The sequence below is a fragment of the Sphingomonas xinjiangensis genome (assembly GCF_014199255.1).
GTDB lineage: Bacteria > Pseudomonadota > Alphaproteobacteria > Sphingomonadales > Sphingomonadaceae > Sphingomonas > Sphingomonas xinjiangensis.
The window spans coordinates 227,934-253,039 of the sequence record NZ_JACIJF010000005.1 but is presented as its reverse complement, the minus strand read 5'-3'; the positions used below and the strand labels follow the sequence as shown (position 1 = coordinate 253,039).

At 62.2% G+C, this 25,106-nt stretch carries 14 protein-coding genes and 1 pseudogene; 6 read left to right on the top strand and 9 right to left on the bottom strand.

The genetic code is table 11. The annotated features are described in order from the left end of the window. Nucleotides 1-528 precede the first annotated feature (528 nt). A pseudogene (locus tag FHT02_RS11175) lies at nt 529-624 on the top strand (two-component system response regulator); the annotation flags it as partial. A gap of 508 nt (nt 625-1,132) precedes the next feature. On the opposite strand, the gene FHT02_RS11170 reads toward FHT02_RS11175, so the two are convergent. The 3 genes from FHT02_RS11170 to FHT02_RS11160 all read right to left on the bottom strand — a co-directional run bounded on the left by FHT02_RS11170 (nt 1,133) and on the right by FHT02_RS11160 (nt 7,965). Then, the gene (locus tag FHT02_RS11170) at nt 1,133-3,442 is read right to left on the bottom strand and encodes a TonB-dependent receptor (protein ID WP_184087504.1); all 2,310 of its coding nucleotides are present in this window, start codon (nt 3,440-3,442) and stop codon (nt 1,133-1,135) included. Then, the gene (locus FHT02_RS11165; RefSeq protein ID WP_184087502.1) at nt 3,439-5,256 is read right to left on the bottom strand and encodes a methyl-accepting chemotaxis protein; all 1,818 of its coding nucleotides are present in this window, start codon (nt 5,254-5,256) and stop codon (nt 3,439-3,441) included. Before FHT02_RS11165 ends, FHT02_RS11170 begins: the two co-directional genes overlap by 4 nt. 513 nt (nt 5,257-5,769) lie before the next feature. Next, nucleotides 5,770-7,965, bottom strand: coding sequence for a putative bifunctional diguanylate cyclase/phosphodiesterase (locus tag FHT02_RS11160; RefSeq protein WP_246352341.1), 2,196 nt, complete (start codon nt 7,963-7,965; stop codon nt 5,770-5,772). A 270-nt stretch (nt 7,966-8,235) separates the two neighbouring features. On the opposite strand from FHT02_RS11160, the gene FHT02_RS11155 reads away from it, so the two are divergent. Both FHT02_RS11155 and FHT02_RS11150 read left to right on the top strand, forming a co-directional pair. Next, a complete protein-coding gene (locus FHT02_RS11155; protein ID WP_184087498.1) occupies nt 8,236-8,493 on the top strand; it encodes a hypothetical protein in 258 nt (85 codons plus the stop codon). A 631-nt stretch (nt 8,494-9,124) separates the two neighbouring features. Beyond that, nucleotides 9,125-12,376 carry a PAS domain S-box protein gene (locus FHT02_RS11150; protein ID WP_425506433.1) on the top strand — a complete coding sequence of 1,084 codons (3,252 nt, stop codon included), beginning with the start codon at nt 9,125-9,127 and terminating at the stop codon, nt 12,374-12,376. A 33-nt stretch (nt 12,377-12,409) separates the two neighbouring features. Here FHT02_RS11150 and FHT02_RS11145 read toward each other — a convergent pair whose 3' ends face one another. The 6 genes from FHT02_RS11145 to FHT02_RS11120 form a co-directional block, all read right to left on the bottom strand. Continuing rightward, complete coding sequence (locus tag FHT02_RS11145) at nt 12,410-13,825, bottom strand: hypothetical protein (protein WP_184087494.1); 1,416 nt, start codon at nt 13,823-13,825, stop codon at nt 12,410-12,412. Nucleotides 13,826-13,896: 71 nt separating this feature from the next. After that, entirely contained in the window at nt 13,897-15,336 is a 1,440-nt protein-coding gene (locus tag FHT02_RS11140) for a glycosyltransferase family 2 protein (protein WP_246352338.1), read from the bottom strand. Continuing rightward, nucleotides 15,333-16,313, bottom strand: coding sequence for a HEAT repeat domain-containing protein (locus FHT02_RS11135; protein WP_184087492.1), 981 nt, complete (start codon nt 16,311-16,313; stop codon nt 15,333-15,335). Before FHT02_RS11135 ends, FHT02_RS11140 begins: the two co-directional genes overlap by 4 nt. Next, nucleotides 16,313-17,506 (bottom strand): YaiO family outer membrane beta-barrel protein, encoded by a 1,194-nt coding sequence (locus FHT02_RS11130; RefSeq protein ID WP_184087490.1) that lies wholly within the window; start codon nt 17,504-17,506, stop codon nt 16,313-16,315. The genes FHT02_RS11135 and FHT02_RS11130 overlap by 1 nt, the downstream gene beginning before the upstream one ends. Beyond that, nucleotides 17,484-17,858, bottom strand: a complete 375-nt coding sequence (locus FHT02_RS11125) for a response regulator transcription factor (protein ID WP_343056915.1) — start codon at nt 17,856-17,858, stop codon at nt 17,484-17,486. The genes FHT02_RS11130 and FHT02_RS11125 overlap by 23 nt, the downstream gene beginning before the upstream one ends. A 228-nt stretch (nt 17,859-18,086) precedes the next feature. Next, the gene (locus FHT02_RS11120; RefSeq protein WP_184087488.1) at nt 18,087-18,467 is read right to left on the bottom strand and encodes a response regulator; all 381 of its coding nucleotides are present in this window, start codon (nt 18,465-18,467) and stop codon (nt 18,087-18,089) included. A 241-nt stretch (nt 18,468-18,708) separates the two neighbouring features. Here FHT02_RS11120 and FHT02_RS11115 point away from each other — a divergent pair, with 241 nt between their 5' ends. From FHT02_RS11115 to FHT02_RS22055, 3 genes are all read left to right on the top strand, one after another. Next, nucleotides 18,709-19,446 carry an alpha/beta fold hydrolase gene (locus tag FHT02_RS11115; protein ID WP_221239436.1) on the top strand — a complete coding sequence of 246 codons (738 nt, stop codon included), beginning with the start codon at nt 18,709-18,711 and terminating at the stop codon, nt 19,444-19,446. Continuing rightward, nucleotides 19,439-21,289: a sensor histidine kinase gene (locus FHT02_RS11110; RefSeq protein ID WP_184087484.1), complete on the top strand. Its 1,851-nt coding sequence runs from the start codon at nt 19,439-19,441 to the stop codon at nt 21,287-21,289. The genes FHT02_RS11115 and FHT02_RS11110 overlap by 8 nt, the downstream gene beginning before the upstream one ends. 616 nt (nt 21,290-21,905) lie before the next feature. Beyond that, complete coding sequence (locus FHT02_RS22055) at nt 21,906-25,076, top strand: intermembrane phospholipid transport YdbH family protein (protein WP_484592916.1); 3,171 nt, start codon at nt 21,906-21,908, stop codon at nt 25,074-25,076. Nucleotides 25,077-25,106: the final 30 nt, after the last annotated feature.

Sequence of the window (25,106 nt, the reverse complement as noted above, 5' to 3'; positions counted from 1 at the left end):
CTCATAACCTGAAGGTCACAGGTTCAAATCCTGTCCCCGCAACCAACCATATCATATAATCAGGCGCCCTAACCGGGCGCCTTTTTCGTTTGGCGCGAACGACACGAGCTTTGAGACTTCGGCTGCGGCCTCGATCTCCGGCTGCTCCCCCGGATAGATCCGCGCGTGCTTCGCCTTGAGCGGCTGTGCACGTCGCGTCGGGGTGAACGAAGCCTAATTTTGGGGAGAGCCAAGCGGGGCGCGAATGGCATTGGGTCCTTGTGGCCGCGGACGCTAGTCGGCTCCGCTCCAGTTGCGCGTTATAATAAGCGAGCTGCAGCAGCTGCCCTACATCCTCCAAGGTTGGATAATGCTGTAAGCTGCGAGCTGCTCCTCGCTTCCACTTTTCGAGGCGTTTCGGACCTTGGTAGCTTCAAGAGCGACGTCGCCGGGTACCGTAGAACTACTTCGCCCAGCGCCAGCGCTCCGCAACGTTGACGTCAGGCGCCGGGAGGCTAGCTTCACATGCGAAAGGCGTGGGGGCCAGCGTTGCGAATCGCCATTATCGACGACAGCGGGCTGCGCGCCACCATCCTTGAGGAAGGGCTTCGCGATGCGGGGTTCGAAGAGATTGATGTCGTGCCCAAGGACCGGCTCAACGGCTGAAAACCAGAACCTCGCCCGTAACGGCGGGCTAGGTCATCTGCGCTGAGAACAGCAAAGCGCCGAGTAGCAGAGCAGCGCCCTCATCTACGCCTCGTGGACCGGTAGCGGACTGGCGGCCTTCGAAAGGGAACGCGCGTTAGCTGCCATTGCTGCTCTTGCCGCGCTGCTCATAAGCGGACGCTTGTTCGAACGCCTGTAATGACCTCAGCCAATCGGAATTGAGTTGTCCGTTGCGGTCAGCAGCGTCGATATAGTCGCAACGACCTGCGCTGATGCTAGGGGCTTCTGGAGCAACATGCTCTTCGGAACCCGTCGAGCAGCCCAATCCGCTGTGTTGTCGCCCGTCATGTATATCAAAGCGGATTGGTTTCTGCTCTCGCGCGGTGCGAGCGGCGGCGCCTCCATCTAGCTCACATCCAACCGGATGTCGGTGACGAGGACAGCGAGATCCTCCTTGCCGACGTGCCTTCGAGGCAAGCTGCCCCACTTAGCCGCGCCAGCGCAACTCCGCCCCGATCCGCCGCGGTTGCACTACTCCCCAAGTGTTCGCCGGTGTCAGGTCGCCCCCGTTCTCGGCTCCGCGAAGGTAGCGCTGGTTCAGCACATTTTCTATGTAGAACACTGCCTCCCAACGCTGGTCAGCTTTGTATCCCAGGCGGAGATTCACTTCCGTTGCTGCGGGCCGTCGCGTGATGCCGCGCCAGTCGAAACTTTCGCGACGGCGCCCTTGATAGCTCCACTCCGCCCGGAGATACCCTTCTGCGTCTGCCAGCGGCTGATGGAACGTCGCCGCGCCGCTGCTAGTCCACTTCGGATTTGCCAAGCCTCCACAGTCGCGGAGGTCACATTCCCGATCTCCGCTTTTGCGCGTATGGCTCCAACTTACGTTCGCTATCAGATCGACGTTGCGGCCGAGTTGGCCGGAGATAGCACCTTCAATACCATGACCGTTTACCCGGCCCACGTTGATTACTTGCTGTGTCCTGGTTTTTGTATCGAAGAACACGGTTTGAAGATCGCGATAGGTGTAGCTGAAGCCTGTAAGGTCAAAGCCGACGCGGCGATCGAATGCGGTGCCCTTCACACCGACTTCTCGGCTCCACATCTTCTCGGGCGCAAACGCGTCGGGCGTCGTGCCCTCAGGCACCGCCTCGAAGTCGATGATCGTCGTTGGGGAATCGACAGTAAAGCTGCCAAAGCCACCAGCTTTGTAGCCGCGCGTCAGGCTCGCGTAGAGGTTTACCGTCGCTGACGGTGCATACCGAGCATATACTCGTGGCGTGCCCCCCGACCAGTGGCGCGTCGCGTCGATTGCGCCTTCGGTGAAGTAGGTGAACGTCCAGATGTTGCCTAGCGTGCTGGCGCTTGGCAGGACGTTCAACGTGAAATGCTTCTGGTCCCAGCTGTATCGCACACCTGCACCCACATGCAGGCGAGGTGCGATCCGATAGTTCAGGTCACCGAAGGCGGAGAATCCGAGATTGTCCGATCGAGCGTCGTTGACATCAACAAGCACGCCCGCCGTCGCTGGCACGTAGTCCGCTCCATAAAGATCTTGGGTCAGCTCTCCGCAATCCGCGTAGCCATAGCCGACACGGCAGACGAGGTCCTCGGCAGCCTCATTCTCGAAGCGAGCGGCCACGGTCTCGCGATAGCCGGAGATGCCAGCGGACCAGGTCAGCGCACCGCCGTCCGGCGAAGTGAGCCGCAGCTCCTGACTGGCATAGGTGCCATGCTGCCGCTGCTTGTAGTTGCCAAGCAGCAGCGACGTGCCATCATAATCCTCCGAGTAGAAGAAGCGGTGACCGCGATAGCCGGTGAGCGAACTTAGCGTCGCGAAACCAAGGTCGGCGTCGATCAGTGCCGTGAACGAGGTGATGTCTCCCCGATCCTGCGGATTCATCAGGTCGGTATCGACGTCCCTCTCGCCGCCTCGCACGACGAGCGATTCACCAATGGCCTCGCTGACATAGTCGAGAACCTCACGGTCGGCGTTCGACGCCCGGTAAGGCGTGCCGTCCAAACGGCGGCGCTCATGCTCCACTATTAGCGTGGCCCGTACCGCGCCTCGTTCGAACAGAGCGGAGCCACGCACGGCCTGCTTGTTTCCTCCCATCAGCCGATCATTGCGGTCTGGCGTGAAGGCATTGTCGACCCACCCGTCATAGCGCGTAGCGAAGCCCGCGACCCTGATCGCGATTTCTGAACTCACCAGTAGGTTGAGGGCAGCTTCAAGCTCTATCCTGGCTCCTTGGGCCAACCCGAGATAAGCATGGCCCTTGGTCCCAGAGAGCTGCGGTTTGTTCGTCGTCAAGCTGATCGCGCCAGAGATTGCGTTGCGCCCGAACAGGAACCCTTGGGGTCCCCTCAGCGCCTCGGCTCCTCGGAGATCGAAGAGCGATGTCACCGCCGAACCCGTGCGCCCTTGGTAGATGCCGTCCTTGAAAATGCCGATGGAGGGGTCGCCGCCAATCCCGTAATCGTTGGATGTGATGCCGCGGATCGCAAGACCGTCGATGTAGCTATCGTCCGAGTTCCCGGAGAAGCCGGGCGTGAAGGTGACAAGGTCCTTCACGTCATCAAGGCGCGCGTTATCGATGAAAGTCTGATCGATGGCAGTGATCGCTATTGGCACATCCGCTGCTCGCTCCTGACGACGCTGAGCCGTGACCACTATCTCGGCGGTCTGCTCACCGGCGGTCGGTTCGGGATCTCCCGTTGGCATTGCAAGCGCCGGTGGGGCGCACATAAACGCCAGTCCGCAGACGCTGAACAGATAAGATGAACGGTGCGTCATGCGGACTTGAGCCTTTTCACGATTTCGTCGAGTTCGAGTTGCAGACTTTGCGCGGTTTCGCGGACGCTGCTTCCGATCTGCCGGGTACCTACCGCGAGGTTCTGCACATCGATGAGGGCGGCAGTGATGCGACTGACTGCCTCGTTGGTAGCCTCAGCCGCAGTGGTGACATTCTGAGTAATGTGCAGAATCGCACTGGCACCCTGCTGGTGCTGGTCCACTGCGATTGCCGTCGTGGCGAACGTCGATTTCACGTCTGCAAGCAACTCGTGGATGCTGGTGATCAGCGAGTTCATCGATCGGGCAGCAATCTGAACCCGTTCGATCCCGTCGCCGATTTGCCCCGTCATCTGCCCGGTTCGCGAGGCGAGCCCCTTCACCTCGGAAGCAACGACCACGAAGCCGTTGCCCGAGGGCCCGGCTCGAGCCGCTTCGATCGCGGCATTCAGCGCAAGAAGCCTCGTCTGGACAGCAAGCTCGCGGATCGACTGAGATGCTTCGTCTATGGTCTGAAGCTGGTGTAACAGGCGGGTGTTAGCCTGAACGGCCTCATCGGACTCCCTGTCGGTAGAAGTGATCGCCGCCTGCGTCCGAACGGTCTCGGCATGGACATGCTGGGTAGCTTCGGCGAGCTCCCGCACGTTGGCCTCGATCGTCCGCATTGCGCGCGCTGACTCCAGGCTGTTTTCCTGAGCCGACTTTGCCTCGCTCGACTGCATAGCAACGGCTTGAACGGTTGCGGCCGCGCTTGCTTCGAGTGCATCGGCTTGTGCAAGCATTTGGCCAGCGAGGCCGGAGACCGACCTTGAAAGCACGTCCGCGATTTCGAATGCCGCGGACTGAAGATCGCGCTGACGTTCAGCCTGCTCTTTCAGCTGGAGGCTGGACAACCGGCGGATCTCCGCTTGTGCCTCTTGCGCCTGCGACAACGCCATTTCGCTAGCGAGCTGCGACTCTCGAGCGGCGTTCCATGCCAGCTCGCGTTCTTCCGCGGTTTGAATTGCCGCCAGATGCTCCCGCTCCAAAGTCCGGTGAGTGGAGAACAGCGATCGTGCGAGCAGGGCGGAGAGCAATATGAAGAGAGCGGCTGCGCCTGTTAGCTGCAGCACTAATGCCTTCGCGGCACCGCGGCCAGGGGCAGTGGCAACCCACGTCAGACTGGCAAGCTGACGCCCGGCGCGGTCGACTAGGCGCAAGCCGTTCTGCTCATCGGTTAGCGAACTCGTTACATCCAAGTCGGGGAGCTCGTACGCGCGTGACCAACTCGAAAGCAGCGCTTCGTCTATCGGGTGAACCACTACGACATAGCGCATGGGCCCGCTTGGCAATTTGCGCGTTGCGGTGAATGGAACCACGGGCGACGCGGCCAAGATCGCGGGCTTACCGCGGAAGGTGACCAGTTCGGGTGCGACTTTGAACTTGTAAGCGTCGCCTGCCGATCGAGGCAGGCCCTTTTTCAGCCGCCTGAAGGCTTGTGGCGCATCGGACTCAAGGCGCGGCGCCGCCGAAGCGCCTGGCAGCCATCCATAGATGGTCTCCCCTTCTTCTCCCAGGATGTAGAGGGGCATCGCTCCTCCAAAATTGGAACGCACCCACGGCAGATCAACACTGCCGTAGAGGTGATCTACTGCGTCGTCCCAGCGCGAATAGTCAGAGGCAGTCGAAGCTACGCTGTCGAGCTCCCGATTGAGGGCTCCCCGCACCATGCGCTGCTTTTCCGCAGCCGCGCTCGCATCCATGCGCGCGACCAATGAGCCTAGGAGGATTGCTGTAATGGTGAGCGCCAGGGCGCATAGGCCAGCGAGTTGGATCATCGCCGACGATAGCCGACGCCGATGCGACAGAACGCCAGAAAGCTTTGGCTCACGCATGGCAGATTACAGCCCGCCGGAGGCTTTCGTTTTCCGCAAAACGGGCGCCGGCACCGATTGTGTTGAGTACTGCGCTACCCTCGGGACGAGCCGCAGCGGCTCGCGGTGACCGAGAACGCTCCCGGACGACGCGTCGGAGCGAGGGCGCTCGGTCTTCGCCAACTGCGCTCTGAAACAAGTATGTGTGCATGCCTCGGGCGGAGTTCAGACGAGACGCGAGAGCGAGTAGCTGGCCATTCCCTGGGCTTGGTGGAAAATGGTTAAGGCAGCGTTTGTCGATCACTCCGGATCGTCACGGGCCTTATCAAGCCGACCGATCCGTCGGCAGCTCGTAATTTCCGCGGGTGTCAGTGCCACGCTTCAGAGTTTGCACATAAAAAAGGCCGGCGGGGGTCCGATGCTTGCGGTACCGTACGCGGTACCGGTTAGATCTCGAATCGATAGCCGTCTGGCGACTCAGGCACGACTAGCTTCAAGATCCGAGATCTCCACCGCATCGGCAATTCGGATGCCTTTGCTGCGAACAAGCATGCCGGTCAGTTGTTCGAGAGGCACGGGGCGCGATAGCAGATAGCCTTGAAGGGAATTGCAGCCCGCCTTTTGGAGGAACGAGCGCTGCTCCGAAGTTTCAACGCCCTCGGCGGTGACTTGCATTCCGCTCGCCTTGGCCAAGTCGACGATGGCCTGAATGATCGCGCTGCCGCCCTCGCGGACGTCAATCGCGTTGACGAAGCTTTGGTCGATTTTGATACGGTCAATGTCGAAGTGACAAAGGTGGCTGAAGGACGAGTAGCCGGTTCCAAAATCATCAAGTGCGATTCGGATGCCGCTCTTTCGCAGCAGGTCGAGGTTGGGTTGACAGGTTGCCGCGCTTTCGATGAAGCTCGTCTCGGTGATCTCCAGTTCGAGACGCGAGGGTTCCAGACCGGTCAGGTCGAGGATTTCGAACACGCGCTCGGCAAATTTCGTATTCCGCAACTGCACTGCTGACACGTTGACTGAAATGGAGTCGAGCGGCAGCGTCACCGCAGCTTCACAAGCCTGTTCGAGGACCCATTCCCCCAACGGCTCGATTAGCCCCGTTGATTCCGCAACAGGGATGAACGTAGAGGGAGCCATGAGGCCTTTTTGTGGATGATGCCATCGGACGAGTGCTTCCGCGCCGGTGATCTTACCCGCTTGGGCGGAGTATAGGGGCTGGTACAGAACTCTCATCTCGTCGCCCGCCGCGAGCGCGGCCCGTAGGTCCCGCTCGACGTCGAGGCGGTGGCGAATGCTGTCGTCCATGTGCTCGGCAAAGAAGACATAGCGGCCCCGTCCTGCGGCTTTCGCTTCGTAGAGCGCGATGTCTGCCTTACGGGCAAGCTCAGTCCGGTCATTGGCATCTTTTGGACTGAGTGCCACGCCGATGCTCACGCCGACGTTCAGCTGGTTGCCGGCAAGGACGAAGGGCTCGGACGCCGCTTCCACCACCCGCATGCATAGCAGCTCGGCCTCAGCAACCGAGTTGATGTTGGTTTGAATGACGGCGAATTCATCGCCACCGATGCGCGCGACGATGTCGGTGGAGCGCGTGGAGTCTACGAGCCTTCTGGCCATCTCGCATATGAGTTGATCGCCCGCAGGGTGACCCAGCGTGTCATTCACATGCTTGAAGCGATCAAGGTCAAAGTACAGGAGCGCTACAGAGCCGGAGCGTTGCTGCGCCTGCGCCAAGGCTCGCGTAAGGCGCTCATCGAAAAGCGCCCGGTTGGCCAAACCAGTAAGCGCGTCATGAAATGCGAGATGTTGCGATTGCGCCTGGCTGGCTTCCAACTGAAGCATACTCCGGCGGGTACGCTGCAGCAGCCACGCGACGATTGCGAGCATCAGCAACAACGCGCCGGCGGCCACGGGAGCCATACGTTCGATCATCAGCGCGCCCGGCCCAAAGGGCTGCCACACCAAGTAGCCAAGGGGTCTTCCGCTCTTTGAGCGAAGCGCAACAGCGCGTTCACGCGCAAGCGGCGCCGCCTCCGTTTCGAACCGGGCGGCATCCAACTGGTATTCCTGCGCCAGATCGGCGGCGAAGCTACGATCCAAGTAACGGACGCTGATGTGGAGATATTCGCGACCCGGCACCTGCGGCTGCAAACCGGACTCGGAGATGATTGGTTTGACGCTAACAATCGAGGGGTGATTGCGTACCAACGCTAAATCGACGGCGCCTGGACTTCGCTGTGACTCGATCTGCGCGCGGTCGAGGTTACTCAATTTGTGCCGGAGCACAGCGATTAGCGGCTCGGCGATCGCGGACGCCGTCGCAAAATGACGAGGCGGAACGCGCTTCCCAGCTTCCATCGCATAGATCGGGCGGTCCTCCCCGTCGATGATGTACGCCTCATCATGGCGATAGTATGTGTGAAGCCAGATGCCCAGATTGGCATCAAGCCAATTGGGATCGGGGCTAAGTCGACGGACCTCCTGGACTGCATCGTCCCAGACAGTCACCGCCTCCTGATCGTGCGCGACTTGAGCCATGCTCTGCTTGAGTACCGTTCCAGCCAGCAACTCCTGGCGGCCCGCGGCAAGTTGATTGGCCTGACCTGCGGACAGCAGCATGACGGCGGCCAGAATGCCGGCGAGGACGAACACTGCAGCAAGCGCCGGCATCGCCACCCTTGTGACGAACTGGTTGCGCTGTCCTGCTTGGACCGCGAGGGATGGAGAGCCCGGCATAAGCGCCCGCCTGCTCCAAGATGGTTGAAGAAGGAATTAAACCTCAGCCACCACAACTACTTACGTAAGACTACGGAGGAACTCGTTCAACGGCAGTTTGAATCGGCGCTGCAATGGGTGCTCGGTGCAAGTTCAACTTAGATACATCGCGCTATGCCCCTGCACGAAAGGGAGTGCCCCGTTTAGCCCATCGATGGAGTCGCCGTGCGGGACATCGATGATCTATTCCGCTCCGAACGACATTTTGTCGCCTTTCTCAACGTGCTCGGCCCTTTTCTGGACGAGCCCAGGCTTTCCGCCATGCCGCGCGACCTGCCTTGCGCCGCGATTGTCCGCACCCGAAGCTGCTCGGCGCCACCGGCCCGGTATTCGGATCGACCATGGACAACTATAGTTCCTGGCAACGATTGCAGCGCAATCCTGCCGCCGCTGCCCTCGCTGCATGCGCTCGTCATCAGCTGAGTGCCCGCTGGCCCGAGTGCGACGGGACAATCCGCTATACGGCCTATGGCACCTGCACTTCACCGGCTCACTATGCGTGGCAATCCAAAAGACCTTGCGGGCTTTTTGCGCCCGTGCGCGCTTGGCTAAGCGCGGGATCCCGGCCGTTCGAGCACCCTGACGCTGATCACGAACGCCAACACCCGTTCGCCTCCCTCAGTGAAACGGCTCGTCTGCTGCCGATAAACGACCCAGTGAAGACGGACATGTGAACGGCACGCGAGGCTGTCAATTGTCCTAAGAACCATTGTCTCTGGAGAAATTTTCGGTCTGGTTGCTGCCGTCCGAAGCAGCCTTCTTCCCACCGGCATCGCCGAGGCTGAGCGAATTCGCCCTTCCAGCCACGCCTCCCGATAACATAAAGCTGTAAACGAGCCGCAGCTAGCGTAGCGAGAGGCGGTTGCGTGCCACCGGGGGCATAAGGGCTAGTTCGACGCGGCGCGATTCCGGCTAGAATAGCCAACCTGCTGGGATCTCGTAGAAGGGAGGCGCGGCTTGCCTCAGGCGGCGGACTGCGTTCGCTGAGCCAGATAATGTCACAATATCAAATGGTCGGCCCACAGCAGAAAAGCCCTCTGCTATAAAGACAGCTATGGGCTATGTTCAGGAACAGCAATCCTCAAGCACTCTTCACGAACGCGTGCGGCGCCTCGAAGCGCTAGCCCTGGTGCAGTCGCGGCTTGCAGAGGCCGAGCTCGACCTCGACCAGTTCATGCACATGGTGATCGAGGAGCTCGATCGGCTAGTGAACGCCACTGCGTCGGTCTTGGAGCTCGTAGAGGGTGACGAGATGGTGTATCGCGCATCGAGCACATCCCTGTCGAGCTTCAAGGGGCTAAGACTTCCCCTAGCTGAGAGCCTCTCCGGCCTGTGCGTGGAGCGCAAGCAGCTGCTTCGTTGTGATGACACGTCGTGCGACCCTCGGGTCAACGCGGTCGCATGCGAGCGGACGAGGATCAGGTCGATGATCTGCGCCCCGCTCCTGCAAGGCGGTGAGGCTGTGGGTGTTCTGAAGATCTGCTCCGACGCGCCAAACGGGTTCGATGAAGACGACGTACATGCCCTTCGGCTGCTGACGACGGTGCTGGCCGCCGAAATGGGGAAGCAGCTTCGTTTCCAGCACACAGCACAGAAGCTGGAGGAGCGAACCGAGGCTGCGTCCCGGCTTTCCTCCGAGGTCGGCGAGCGACTGCAGCTTGAGGCGAGCCTTCGCGCCAAAGAACAGCGCCTGGCAGGCATCATCGCGAATGCCCAACAGGCGATCGTCACGATGAGCGCCGAAGGGGTGATCACTTGCTGGAACCGGCAAGCGGAACTGACCTTTGGCTGGTCGGAAGAGGAGGCGCTCGGCCTGGATCTGGCGGAGCTGATCGTTCCTCCCGAGATGCGTTCCCCGCACGGGTCGGCGATGCGGCGGTTTGTCGAAACAGGCGAAGGAACCCTCATCGGCAAGACGATCGAGGTTCAGGCGCTGCATCGTAGCGGCGCGCGCTTCCCGGTCGAACTTGCGATCAATGCTACGCGTCTGGGCGACAGCTGGGAGTTCACCGCGCTCCTTCACGACATTTCAGAGCGGCGAAAAAAGGCGGCGCAATTCGAGAACGCGTTCAACTACGCGCCGATCGGAATGGCGCTGGTCGGGCTCGATGGCAGATTTCTCCGCGTTAATGCGGCGTTTTCAAGGATCGTCGGCTTTTCGGTCGAGGAGCTTCAGGAGCGTGACTTCCGCTCGCTGACTCACCCCGCCGATGTTTCGCTTGGCGAGGCCGAGATTAAGCGGCTGCTTGCGAGAGAAATCGCCAGCTTCGAGCTCGACAAGCGATACGTGCACAAGAACGGACGCGATGTCTGGGTCCGGCTCTGCGTCTCCCGGGTAGAAGCGGAAGACGGCTCTCCCCAACACCTGATCGCCCAGATCGAAGATATGACCAATGAGCGCGAGGCGGAGAACCGCTACCGCCTGATGGCGCAGAACGCGACCGACATGATAACCACGACCGACATCAAGGGTCGTGTTACCTTCATTTCCCCGGCATGCCAGAGGATCCTGGGTCTCTCCCCCAGCGATGTCCTGAATAAGCGTGCCTTTGATTTCGTGCATCCAGAGGACCTTCCCCAGCTGCAGCAGGAGTATGCCGTGCTCCTTCAGTCTGGCAGCGCCAAACCTGTGCGTTGGCGGGCGCAACGTGCGGATGGGGAGTGGATATGGCTGGAATCAAGCATCGGGATCCTTCACGATGGGGTGAACGAGAGCCCAAGCGGCTTTATTGATGCTGTTCGCGACATCACCGAGCGCAAAAGGCGGGAAGACGCGTTGGCAGAAGCGCGCATGAAGGCAGAGCGGGCCGTCAAGTCAAAGTCCGACTTCGTGGCCAACATGAGCCACGAGCTGCGGACTCCGCTGAATAGCATCATCGGTTTCTCGCACCTGCTGACGGAAGCGCCGGAACTCCATGAGGAGACACGACGTCGCGTCAAGCTGATCCACAGTGCCGGTCAGGCGCTGCGGGGAGTGATCGATAACGTTCTGGATTTCTCGAAGCTCGAAGCTGCCGGGTTGGAGCTGGATTGTGCGCCGTTCGACCTGCCTGGTTTCGCCCGTGAGGCGGTCCAGCTGATGGAACCGCAAGCCAAGGCCAGGGACGTGAAACTCCTCGCACTGCTCAGTCCCGACGTTCCGACCTGGGTCAATGCGGACAGCAGCCGACTTCGGCAGGTGGTGCTCAATCTGCTATCGAACGCGGTCAAGTTCACGCATGACGGCTCCGTGACGCTTTCCGTGTGGCCGGTCGGGGACACGGGCGCAGATCTGAAACTTCGCTTCGAAGTCCGCGACACTGGATCGGGGATCCCCGAAGACCGAGTGAACAGCCTGTTCAGCCGTTTCGTTCAGGCGGGGCCGGCGATCGCAGCGCATTACGGCGGCACCGGCCTGGGTCTGGCCATCAGCAGGCAGCTGATCGAGCTCATGAACGGCGACATGGGCGTGACCAGCAAGCTGGGCGAAGGATCTACCTTCTGGTTTGAGGTTCCGTTGGCAGCCGCTACCGAGAGGCCGGACGGCAGCGCATCCGAGCGCCCGCGGGGTCTCGCGGATCTAGCAGGAAAGCGGATCCTTGTGGTTGACGACGTCGACCTCAATCGCGATCTGATGCTTGCGACGCTTACGCGATACAATCTTGAAGTAGCGCTTGCATGCGATGGTGCTGAGGCGGTGGCTGCAGTCTGTGGTGGCAACTTCGACCTGGTGCTGATGGACTGTCAGATGCCGGTGATGGATGGCTTCGCGGCCACCCGCGCCATCCGGGCTGGTGACGGCCCATATGCTGAGATTCCGATCATTGCCCTGACTGCCAGTGCACAGCCGGCGCACCTTCAACGTTGCATCGCTGCGGGCATGAACGATCATCTGGCCAAGCCGCTTGACGAGCGACAGATGGAGCGTGCGCTCATGCGCCTTCTGTCGATCTCTTCACCTACCTTGGATGCGGCTGTGCCTGCGCCGATACTCCTCACTGAGCCCGTGCAAAAGCCGAGCTTGAGCGATCGCTACCGCGAGCGGAAGGAAGGCACGCTTGCCCGGGTCGCAGCTGTCGCACGCCTTAAGATCATCGAAGATGGTGAGGTTCAGGAACTAGCCAGATTGGCGCATCAACTGGCTGGCACTGCGGCAATGTTCGGAGATGCTGAACTTGGCCGGCTTGCCGCTCAGCTCGAAGTTGGACTGGAGACATGGGCCCCTTCAGACCGCACGGCGCGCTTGCAGTCGATGTCGGCGCAATTGGCAGGCGCTGCCGGCTCGGACGTCAGTCCCCTTATTGTGGGTGCACCTCTTTCATGTTGAGCCCGCTGGCCGGGTGACCTTTGACGAGGGTCGTTATGGCGCACCTTCGCCTAGTCCGTGCACCCTGAAGCCGGTATAGTTCGGCCAGGAGCGCAGAAACGGCACCACGGTGCGCTCGGCAGTTGGAAGGCCTTCTTCTCGGCCTCGAAAGCTTATCCGGCGCGGATCGCTCTGCGTTTCGCGTACCAAGTGGAACACCGCGTCCGCCCCCGGCCGTGGTGCGGAGGTTTCGAACAGCGCGGCGCGATCTCCTATCATGACCAACTCACCTTGTGTCGCGCGCCGGTAGATCCGCTGCACCTCCGGCGCGACCGGACCGACTTCAACCGCTATCTTCACCGGTGTTCTTCTCGACAGCCACGGTTCCGCTATGGCCAAGATGGCGTGCGGGTCGGTTCGATATGCCATGACGACGATCGTCGAAATTACCGGCTGCGCGCGCTCCAGGGCGGCTTCGCCGCCCGGCACCTGCAGCATCCACCAGGGGACATCCACAAGGACTCGACTGCCCCAAACGTCGGACAGCACCTTTATGGCCACGGCCCAGCGACCCCATGCCGCCCCAGGATGGCCGGCGTAATCGGCCGCGCCATAGGGCTCGATATCAAGTTCCAGGCGCGGCAGCGGAAGGCCTGCGCGTTGAAAGGCCGAGCGTATGCGCTTCACCCGGGCGACCGCGATCTCAAGGCCGGCCGAACTCGTCATCCCCGGATCACCTTCGACCAGCAGCATGTCGATCTTGTTGCGAGCCAGCGCGCTTGCCACCGCCGGAACGTGGATCGGATCGCGCGGTGCCTGAAGCGCGATTTCGGTCATGCCGCGAGCAGCCAGGCTGCGGGCGAACGCTTCGGGGTGGCGCACGGCCTCCGCCGCATCCCAGACCCACGTGCCGCGCGCCGTTGAGGCGCTTGGAAGGGGGGCTATGTTGATGCTGTGGAGGACAAGCTCGCCTCCATCGCCTGGGCAGGTCAAGACGATGTCCGCTGCGCCATTTGGCGGCAAGCGCAATTGGGCCGCAGTCCCCAGCAGCCCTTGCGGCGGTGCCGGTGCATCGCTTCCCGGGGCAATCAAGGACGCGCCGAAGGTGCCGCTTCCAGTCGCTTTCAGTACAAGCTCCGCCATCATGCCGCGTGGGTAGCGATGCGTGGTCGAGAGCAGGACGCCCGCGGGGCGCCGACCGGCTTTGCAGCTGATGCGAACGGTATCAGTCACCCGGATTGCGGTAACGCGCTCCTCGCTCCCGAACGCGCGCATGTCGAAGACCGGCAGCAAGTTGTCGAGCATAGGCAGCATCGGCACCTCCGGCGCGGCGGGCACTTCGGGCAGGTGGATGGTCTTGGGCGCGAAGGCGTCACCCTCGTATATGCCTTCCATCACCAGCGATTCTGCGTCCGCCCAGGAAGGCGAGGCAGGACCGCTCCAGAGAGGCTGTGCAACTTGTGCGCTCACTTCAGCCGCACACGAAGCCGCGGCCACCAGGCCGAGGAGCAAGCCCTGGATGCAGGCAAGACATTCACGCTTCACAACTTGGAGAAGCCGACGCGTCCGGCCGATGCCCAGACCGTATCCTTGCGGAAGAAGCGCCACATACCCCGAATCCGAAACACCAGATTGATCTGGCGATATCCGAGATTCTCGATGAGCGCCGCGAAGGCGACCTTTAGCAGGTCCCGAGCACTCGGCGTCCGGCGCAACTGAAGCTCTTCCAGAGCAAGCGTTCCCAAACTGATCCCGGTACCGAAGAGCACGGTGATCGCGAAGAAGGCGAGCACGACCGTGCCGCTCGTGAGGCCAAGCAGATACAAAATGGGCACCAGCAGATAGCCGAACAGTTCGCAAGGCGGGCCAAGTACATCCTCGATGATGACCAGCGGCAAGGCGACCATGCCGATGCGGCCATAGCGCGGGTTGAACAGCATCTTGCGGTGCCGCACGAGGGTCTCCAGTGCGCCTTGCTCCCAACGGGAGCGCTGATTGCGCAACCCTTTCCAGTCGGCTGGCGCTTCGGTCCAGCAGACGACATCGGGAATGAACCCGATGCGATAGGGCCGCTTTTGTTCGCGCATATGGCGGTGAATACGCGTGACGATCTCCAAGTCCTCGCCCACCGTGTCGTGGCGATAGCCGCCAATTTCGACCAAAACCGAGCGACGAAAGATGCCAAAGGCGCCCGAGATCAGCAGCAACATGTTCAGCCGCGAATTCGCGATGCGTGCAGTCAGGAAAGCGCGGAGATATTCAAGGATCTGGTAACGGGGCAGCCACCCTGCCGGCAGCCGGATTTGCCGGACATGGCCACCGTCGACCGCTGAACCGTTTGCGATCCGTATGGTGCCGCCAACGGCGACAAGGCTTCCGTCGTCAGCCATGAAAGGCTCCGTGCCGCGCAACAGACCATCGGGTTCGATAATCGAATCAGCATCGATCACGCAGACCAAAGGTGCTGTGGAGAAGCCGATCCCCGCGTTCACAGCGTCCGCCTTCCGCCCATTCTCCTTATCTACCAAGAGCAGATTGGGATGCTCATCAGAAACATATACGCCAAGGATGCGTGTTTTCTGCAGAACCACCAATTGCTCGCGCTGAACCGGCCGCATGTCGAATTCATCGATCAACCGAGCCAGCGTCGCGTCCGAAGACCCGTCGTTGACCAGCACCACTTCGAAGTCGGGATATTGCAAGGAGAGTAGAGAGCGCACGCTGTCTGCGATGGAAAGCTCTTCGTTGTAGCAGGGCGCGATGACTGAGACCGGGGGCGCCAGGTCGGCATAGCGGCTCCACAATTCGTACGAGCGCGCGGCCGGCCTGATCCGTGTCTGGAACTCGATCGCCGCCAATACTAACTGCACCACCGACATGATGTTGCGCAGGGTCACCACGAGGAAGCATAACGTGCCCATCGCAACCAACGCGCCTACTCCGACGCGCTGCACCAGCAAGAACAGATCGGTACTCGTCAAGCCGTGCCACCCAAGATCTCGGCCGCGTCACTTGCCCGCAGCCGCACCCAAGGAGAAGGATCTTCGGCCAGGGCGATGAGGCGCGGCATCGCGGCCCTCAGTCCCATGGATCCGCACGCGCGTGCCGCATGCGCACGAACCATTTCGTCATCGTCTTCAAGCAACGGGATCAGCCAAGCCGCTCCCCCTGGGTGACCGAGCCTTGAAATCGCTGCGATTGCTGCGATTCGCACCTGCGGTGCGGGCGAGGCAGCGGCACTGCGCAGAGCCCTGAGTACGCTATAATCTTCGCTCGATCCCAGCGCATCGGCGACCAAGGCTTGCACGTCAGGCGATTGCTCCTCGGCGAGTAGTTCCACCAGTTCAGTCGCGCTGCTTGGGGCAAGTGCACGAAAGAGCGCGCGATGTAGCGGCGTCACAGTGGCATGTGCGAGTTCAAGCGCCTCGATAAGCGCTCTGGCCGACGGGAGCGCGTCGATGCGCGCAAGCATCGCGGCCGCTTCCAGGCGGACTTCGGCGGCCGGATCGTTCGCTAGAAGCTCGTTGAGCGCGGTGACGGCCTGGGGCCCGCCAACGCTTCCCACCGAACGGACGATGTTCACGCGCCGGGCAAGCCGGCGTTTCGCCACCCGTCGGGTGAGCCTTGCCACCAGTTCATGACGTTCGACAAAGGCAGCGAGGCGATCGAGATCATCACCCCGCAAAAGTCGGCTTAGATGGGAAACGGCGGCGACGCGTTCCGCCACGGAGGCATGCGCAAACGCGCTTCCGACATCCTCCGCTTGCGGGAGTGCAGCCATGATCTCGCGCGTCAGGGTTCTTGCGGTAACCTGCTGAACGCTGCGCTGCCGCTCATTGCGGTCACGGCGGATCACGAGGTACAATATGAGGGCCGACATCGCGAGCGAGCCCCAGATTACGATCTGGATCGCCAATCCGGCCAGCTCGTCAGCAACCGCCGGGAAGCGCAGCATCATCAGAGCCGCAACTGAAGCCCGAGCGACAGGCTCTTGCGGGTGTACGTATCCACGCGGCGCTCATACTCCCCGGTAGCGCGCAGGCTCAGCCGCTCGCTCAGCGGCACGGCAGTGCCCAGGAAAGCCGAACGCACTTGGCGGGTTATACCGGCCTCCGTTTCCGGATAGGTCGCCCCCCCAAAGAAGAAGCGCAGCCCATCGCCGGCTTCGGTGTCGATCCTGCCGGACCAGCCGCTCCGGTGATTACCCTGCTCATCCCAAAGATTAATCATCTGGAGCGTGGCGCTGCTGCGTAGCCCGCGTGAGGCGAAGCGGAATCCAGGATCAATCGCGGTTACCTGCACGTCACCATAGTCTGCATGGCGCGCGTCCATGAGCAGCGTAAGCGGCCCGAGCAGATCAAACTCAAGCCCCCCCCGCACGCTCCACCGTTCGCGGAAGTCCGCATGAGGGGTCGCCGCAAGCCCGAGATAGCCGCGCAGGCTCGCGGTGAAGCGCTGGTCGGCGCGCGCCGTCAGCCGAGTGTCGACTGTTCCGGAACGATCCTCACGCTCAACCTCGGCCGACACCGTCGTGCCTGGCAGCACGGTGCCAAACGCACCGACCGTGGTGTTCCACCAGGTTGAGTGCGCTCCGCGATCCAGGGACACACGGGCGACGGCCTGGTTCGCATAAATGCCAGGCCGGCCATATGCGACGTTCGGTGCGCCGGTGGCCACCACATCGCTGGGCGTGGCGAGTTGTACCCGGATCGCCGCAGCATCCGCGTTGGCGGGGTCGCGCGCTTCGACTGCGGTCAGTTCGGCTTCAGCAGCAGCCTTGTTCCCCGACCAGGCATAAGCGCGTGCAAGCGCGGCTCGGATGTCCAGATCCTCGGGGGCCAGTGCTTGCGCCTGGCGCAACGTGGCGATCGCTTCCTCGAATCTCCGTGCATAAGCATAGCTGCTGCCGAGCACGCGCAGCACCTCGGCGTCGCGTGGGTAGTCCGCTTGCAACCGCTGAAGGCGCAGAATTGCGGCATTGTAGTCACCCCGCCCGTTAGCGGCGCGCGCCTCTGCCAAAGCGCTGTTTCGCAGATCCTGGCCGCTTTGGCGCAGCTCGGCGTTTCGCGCGAACGCGTCGGCGGAGGAGGGTAAAACAACTGCCGCTATCGCAAGCGCGATCGACATTTCAGTGATCTGCCGACGCGACACGATTTCCCTCGTTCTTGAGGATCGTGTTCACGCGGGCGACCAGTTCGTCCGGGATAAACGGTTTGGTGAGATAGTCGCGGGCACCGGCAGACAGCGCGTCCAGAACGTCATCCTGCCCCTTGCGAGCGGTAAGCATGACGACTGGCAGAGCAGAGCCTTCCTCCGTCAGCGCGCGCAGGACCTGCGGACCGGAGAGCACCGGCATCATCGAGTCGAGCACCATCAGATCGTGTTTGCCCGATCGCGCCGCTTGAAGGGCCGACTGCCCATCTTCGACGATCGTCACATCGTGGCCTGCCGCTTCGAGCTTGAAGCGTAACAGTTCACCTAAAAGGTCGTCGTCGTCCGCCACCAGTATACTCGACACGTTACGCTCACTAACCTGGATTTGAAACAAGACGGTTACGACCGATCGAAGTTCCGGGTAAAGATGGTTTCCGGCTCCTTCGCGATCAACCGATCCCCGGAGCCGCAAACGATGCTCTACGACCGACTGGCGATGGGTATGTTCACCGCGCCTGGTAAGAAGGCGGCATTGCAGCAGAGCTGCGCTACTCCGCTCTCTCTGTGTTGCCGGCTGCTATGGAGGGCCGCCAGTGGCGAACACGCGCAGCTCGGCGGCGAGCATCATCGGATCGAACGGCTTGGCGATCACGCCGGCCGCTCCAAGCGCAGCAATGGCCTCGTGCTCTCCGGCCCGAGCGCGCGCCGTGAAGAAAACGGCAGGAATGTCCGCGAGACGCGATCGTTCGCGGATCGCCGCGAGTGTCGCTGGACCATCCATGCCGGGCATCATCATGTCGAGTAGCAGCAGATCCGGCGTCATCCCGCTGTCGAGAATGCTGAGCGCCTCAACGCCCGATGATGCCGTTCGCACCGCGAGTTCCGGATCGAGCGAAAACGCCATCATCGCGATTTCCTGAATATCTGGGTCATCATCAACGTACAGAACGGAGATCATTCGCTTGCCTTTCGAACGCAGCTTGAAGGTAGTTCGAAAGCGTTAGGCAGGCCAAGTACCCGCGTGAAGCCCTGCTTGAACCCGTCACGCCTATAAGGCTTTATGGAGATGCGTTCCGAGGGCGCGCAGGCAAGGAGATGCGCAAATGTCGTCAGTTTCGTGGACGCAGGAGGTCGACCTTTCGCTGGATGGACCCTTGGCGAAGCGTCATCGAGCCCGATTGGTTGGGAACGGTTCGCGCGTGGTCGTCTTCTCGCATGGCCTGGGTACCGACCAAAGCTCGTGGCACGCCGTACTCGAACGGCTTGGCGGGTCTTTCACCGCGTTCCTTTATGACATTCCGGGCGCATCGGCACTGATGCCGGAGGACTTCGATCCAAAAGATTATCGATCCATCGCAGCGTTCGCTGACGACCTGCTCGCACTCATGGACGAGGTGGGTATCACCTCCTGTGATTATGTCGGCCACTCCGTCTCCGGGATGATCGGCGCCCTTGCGTCTATCGAGGAGTCCGAACGCTTTCGCAAACTGCTCCTGATCAACGCATCGCCGCGTTATCTGAACGACGTCGGCTACGTCGGCGGCTTCGAAGAGTCGGATGTCGAGGGGCTGCTTGCAGCTATGGCAGACAATTATCAGGCCTGGGTAGCGGGGTTCGCGTCCGCGGCCGTCGGGGTCGACGTGCCCGCCGCGGTGGATGATTTCGCAGCAGGATTGCTCGCCATGCGGCCGGACGTGACGATCCAGATCGCGCGGGCGATCTTCGAGTCGGACGTTCGCCGATTGCTTCCCTTGGTCACCGTGCCGTCCGTGCTGGTGCATGCCCGCGGCGACATTGCGGTGCCGGAAGCCGTTGCTACCTACCTGCGGTCGCACATCGAAGGAAGCCGACTGGAGTGGATCGGCACCCCCGGTCACATGCCGCACCTTGCCGCGCCGGACGAAATCGCTCGTGTCCTGGGGGCGCACCTTGCCTGAACTGCAATCTCCGCATGTTTTGTTACGACTGCTTGCAAAAAGTCTAGACGCCGATCTCTTGCTCTTGGGGCACGATGATGGCGAACGCCTCAGGGTCGACGAAACCTATCCCGGGCGCGGCCTGGCCGGTCACGACATGAGGGTTCCGCCTGGGCTTATAAACGCGGTACCGACCGTCCTCGACACGCGTTCGATCCGGTTGCCATTGCAGTGGATCGAGGCGTGCGGAGCACGCCCGTCCTGGCTAGGGGCCGCACCTCTTGCGACCCGGGGATTGCATCTCGTCGCTGCCTGCTCCCGCACGGCGCCCGAGGCCGTTGAACTCGCGGACGCAGCGTCCGTGATCACCCAGGTTCTTCGAAGCGGCGGCGGCACCCAGCGGGAGCGAGACGTGTCCCGCCGGATCGCCGCACTGGTGAACAATCTTCCCGCACCTTTGATCTTTGTGGACTCGGGCACAGTCGAGGTATTCCTTAATGATCGTGCCCGCGAGCTGCTCGGGTTCACTCCGAACGAGCAGGTCCGCCAGATTGCCGTGGCGGAGAGATTGGCCGCGCTGGTTCATGGGACCGGCAAACGGCCAAGCGGTGATGCCGAACTCTCCCTCGGCATTGGCGAGCCGTCTGGGTTCGAAATCGAGCATCGAGGAGAGACCTACAAAGTTCAAACGCAGCGCATCGAACAACACGAATTAACCGGCCGCGTCTGGCTCTTCACCGACGTAACGCGCGAGAAAAGCTTTCACGTCGAGCTGCGCGAACTTACCGGGCTACTTCAACTCACCGTCGAGAACGTAAGCGAAGGCGTGGCGCTGGTGAGTGCCGACCTGCGCATGATGTTGTGGAATGAAAGTTTCATTGAGCTACTGAGCTATCCACGAGAGGCTGTCTACCAGGGTGCCGACTTCCTGGCGCTAGCACGGCTGACGGCAGAGCGAGGCGAGCTCGGGGGAGAGGGCGTCGAGGTGGCGCTCAAGAGGCTGCGTGAGTCGCTCCGCAGCTACCAAGCGCGTCAGCAGGAGCTGCGGCGCGACGACGGTCGCGTTCTCGACGTCACCCGTAAGTCGTTGCCCGGCGGCCGCTTCATTCTGACTGTGCGAGACATAACGGACGAGGATCGCGCCGCACGGCTGAAGGATGAATTGGTAAGCACGGTGAGCCACGAGCTGCGCACGCCGCTGACGTCGATCTCCGGGGCGCTAGCGCTGGTCAAGAGCGGCATGGCGGGAGAGCTGCCGGACTCCGCGCGAAGATTGCTCGAGATTGCACATAGGAACAGTGAGCGGCTCACACGCTTGGTCAACGACCTGCTCGACCTGGACAAGCTCGAGCTCGGCCAGACAGCCTTTAGCTTTAAGGCTACGGACTTGCGGACGTTGTTGTCTGAGGCCGTGATGCAAAGCGAAGCCTATGCTCAGCGCTTTGGCGTGGCGCTCAAGCCCGAGATCGTTGACAAACCGGTTGTCGTGAACGCCGATGCCGACCGCCTCATGCAGGTGATGAGCAACCTCATTTCAAACGCCGCGAAGTTCTCGCCTGAGGGATCCGACGTCACACTGCGATTATGTGTGGTACAGGACGACCAAGCACGCATCAGCGTCATTGATCGTGGGCGCGGCATCTCACCTGCGTTCCGCCAAAGGCTGTTCGGGCGCTTCGCTCAAGAAGCGGCACCGTCGGAGCGGGGGCAGCCCGGAACGGGTCTTGGACTGGCGATAAGCAAGGAAATCGTGGAACGCCATGGCGGAACGATCGACCTTGATCCTCACACCGATATAGGTGCAACCTTCCACATTATGCTGCCGCTGCTGAAGGGGCATATTGTAGCCGATTCGACTGGCTGAAGTATCAGCCAGCTATTCCGCAAAGATCCTAAGTGCACCGTGTAGAGGGGGAGCCAGTGGCGCATCTGCGCGGGCGTAGCCGTCATCACCCTGTGCCAAGTGTCAGCTGAAGTTTTAGATGGTTCTTTGTCCCCGATCTTACCGCGACGCCGCGGCCACTTCCCGTTCAGAACTTCGCAGAGCCCTGGTTGTGCTGCCGCTCACTCTCCTCTCCAGTCATCGGCTCTCCACTCATCGGCGCGCGAGTGTCGCCGGATGAGTGGTTGCGGCGGTCCGCGAACTCCCGGGCAGGCAGCCTCTAGGCTGCACCAAAGGCGCGACAGATGGCAGCATCCGACTACATGCCTCATCCCCAGCTACCGCTTGCGTCTTTTGCGGGCGTCCACAGATGGGCAGCCGCCTGTCTGCTTCCCGGCGGTAGACGACGTAAGTGAACCTTTGTTCATGGATGATTCAAAACGTTTAGGCGCCGCTGGTCGTACGAGGGCCACGAGCTCTGCGGATGGACGGCTGAAAAGCGCTGTTCGGTCTAAATCAACTATGTTGCCGCTTTGACGGGACCCACGATAGTGCCCAAAGCGGGTTCGGCACGCTCGTATAAGGGAGCCATGCAGGCTTGGGTTGGGACGCTATAGCAAGGCAGGGCGAGGAAGCGGCGGGAGCTGCGAGTCCACCCGCTGGGCGTCCGTGGCGGAGCCTGTGGCTCAGCTTTTTGCTACTTATCGTCGTTGTCGTTGCGGCCGCATGGCTTCAGCGGCGCACGATTGCGCGTGATTTCATAGACCGTGAACTCAGCCGGCGGGGTGTGACCGCTTCGTACGAGCTCACGCAGCTATCGCCTTGGCGACAGCGCCTGACGAAGGTCGTTATTGGGGACTCGGCCAACCCGGACCTTACCGCGGACTGGATAGAGGTGCGGACCGCATTAGCGCCGTGGCGAGCGGAAGTGCTCGCGATTCGCGCGGGGCAGGTGCGGTTGCGGGGCCGGGTGGTCGGCGGGCGCGTGTCGCTGGGCGCCATCGATCGGCTGATGCCGCCGCCGTCGGGCAAACCCTTTTCACTGCCCGCGCTGATCGTCGACGTGGCGGATGCGCAGGTGTTGCTGCAGACCCCGGCGGGTACCATGCGGCTAGCGGTGGCCGGCAAGGGCATGCTGAGCGACGGGTTCAAGGGCGTCGTCCAGGCGAATGCGCCGCGACTGGCTATGGCGGGGTGCGTGATGCTGCGAGCCGAAGGACGGCTTGCGGTGCAGGTCCGAATGTCGCAATTCGGTCTGACAGGTCCCGTGGCAATTGCGAATGCGCAGTGCGGCCTGACTGGGGTTCGTGCTGCAAGAATCGAGGTGCAGGCGCAATTGAGCGAGGCGCTGGACCGCTGGCGCGGAACCGTCGACGTGCAGGCGCAGGCCATTCTCCAACCCGAGTTGCGCATCGCGGCGCTGGATGGCGGGGCCAGCTTCGAGGGTGGCGCGAACGCGACTCAGGGGCGCATCGCGCTGCGGTCCGGCGGCTTCGATGTGCGCGGCAATCGCGGAAGCATCGCTGCGGTCGCGGGAGCATATCGGGTCGGCGGATCGGGTGTTTCATTCACTGGGCAGGCGCAACTCGGTTCGGTATCGCTGATGCCGTCGTTGAGGCGCGACGTGGAGCGCCTGGACAGGCGCGTGAGCGCCGGACCACTTCAACCGATCGTGGCCGCGCTGGCGCGGTCCGCAGCGGCAGCGATGCGTAATTTCGATGCCAGCGGCGACCTGTCGATGGCGTACCGACAGGGTGCCGGGGCGCTGACGCTGTCCTCCGCGCGGGTGCGGGCCGCGAGCGGGGGGCAGGCCGACTTCAACGGGAAGGCGCGGATAGGACTGGATGGACCAGCTTCTACCGTGCGGGCGGCGGGTACGCTTGCGACTCGGGGCGGCGGGCTTCCGCAGGCGACGCTGCGCTTCTTTCAGGAAAGGGATCAGATCCGTGGCTCGGGCGCGATCGCGCCCTATGCCGCAGGCGGAGCCCGGCTTTCACTAGCCGATCTGACGTTCCAGCTTGGCAGTGGCAGCGGCGCGGTGAGTGCGCTGGCGGACTTCACCGGTGGCACATCGCAGGGCCGAGTCGAGCAGCTACGGCTTCCGCTCAGCGCCGTCTGGGCGCCGGGGTCGCTGAGCGTCAACACACGCTGCTTTGACGCTGCATTTGACCGCCTAGCCGTCGGCGGTCTGGTACTTGGCCCACACAGGCTGGCGGCCTGCCCGGAAGGCGGAGCGATGGTGCGCCTGGAGCAAGGCCGAATGAGCGGCGGAGTGCGGCTACAACAGCCGCGTCTGGCCGGAATGCTTGGTGCAAGCGCGCTTCGGTTCGAAGCGCAGCAGGCGCGGTTCGACCTGAGGCGGCAGCGCCTTGCGGTTGCCGGCGCAGCATTGCGGCTGGGCCCGGGTGGCGACACCCGAATGAATGTCGCGGCATTATCGGGAGTGTTCGGCGGGACGCCGCACGGGATGTTTTCCGGACTTTCCGGGCAGATCGGGGCGGTCCCGCTGCTGGTATCGGCAGGGTCAGGAGATTGGCAGCTGAAAGGTGGGGCGCTGGCGCTTGCCGGAGGGCTCGAAGTCCGCGACACGGCCACCTCGGCCCGCTTCCATCCGCTGGCCACTCAGAACGCGCAGGTCCGGGTAAGTGGGGGGGAAGTCCGGGCAAGCGCGACCTTGAACACGCTGCAAGGCGGCGTGAAGGTCGCCGATGTGCGGATCGGGCATGCACTGAACAGCGGCACCGGATCGGCCGAGATCCGCGTGGACCAGCTTCGCTTTGCCGAGCGGGGGCTGCAGCCAGGGGATCTGACGCCGCTCACCTTTGGCGTGATCGCCGAGGTCAACGGAGCGGTGTCGGGCCAAGGCAGGATCGCATGGAGCCGGGATGGCGTGACCAGCAGCGGCACCTTCGGCACAGACGGCATCGACCTCGCCGCTGTGTTCGGCCCCCTACGCGGACTTGCCACCACGCTAAACTTCACCGATCTGCTAGGGATGCGGACCGCCGCTGGCCAAATGGCAACGGTGGCCGAGATCAACCCCGGCGTCCCGGTGACCGACGGCATCCTGCGGTTCCAGATACTGGATAGCCAGCGCGTGCAGGTGGAGGGCGGACGCTGGCCCTTTGCCGGCGGGGAGCTGGTGCTGAAGCCCACTTTGCTCGACTTTTCGGAGAGCGTCGAACGGAGGTTGACCTTCCGAGTGATCGGCGCGGACGCGGCGCTGTTCCTGAAAGAGATGGAATTCGACAACATCAGCGCCACCGGGACGTTCGACGGCACGCTGCCGATGGTGTTCGACGCGCAAGGCGGCCGGATCGAAGGCGGCAAGCTGGAGGCGCGCGCCGGCGGATCCATCGCGTATGCTGGCGAAGTGTCGCGCCACGACCTGGGCTTCTGGGGGAACATGGCGTTTCAGGCGCTACGGTCGCTCAACTACCGAAGTCTATCGATCGGCATGAACGGTCCGCTTGCCGGCGACATGGTGACCGACATCCGCTTCGCTGGCGTCAGCCAGGGCAAGGGTACCAAGTCCAACTTCGTGATCCGGCGGCTCGCCCGGCTGCCGTTCATCTTCAACATTCGGATCAGTGCACCCTTCCAGCAGCTGCTGAGCTCGGTCCAGTCCTGGTATGATCCGAGCCGGCTGATCGAACGCAACCTGCCGGCGCTGCTGGATGAGCAGTCGCGCGCGGCGGCGGACGGAGCGGCGCAGCCGCCCGTTCAGGCACCCGACAGCCAATCGATGCGACAAAAGGAGCGGAAATGAAGTTGAGTTGTTCAGTAGGCCCGGTATCGC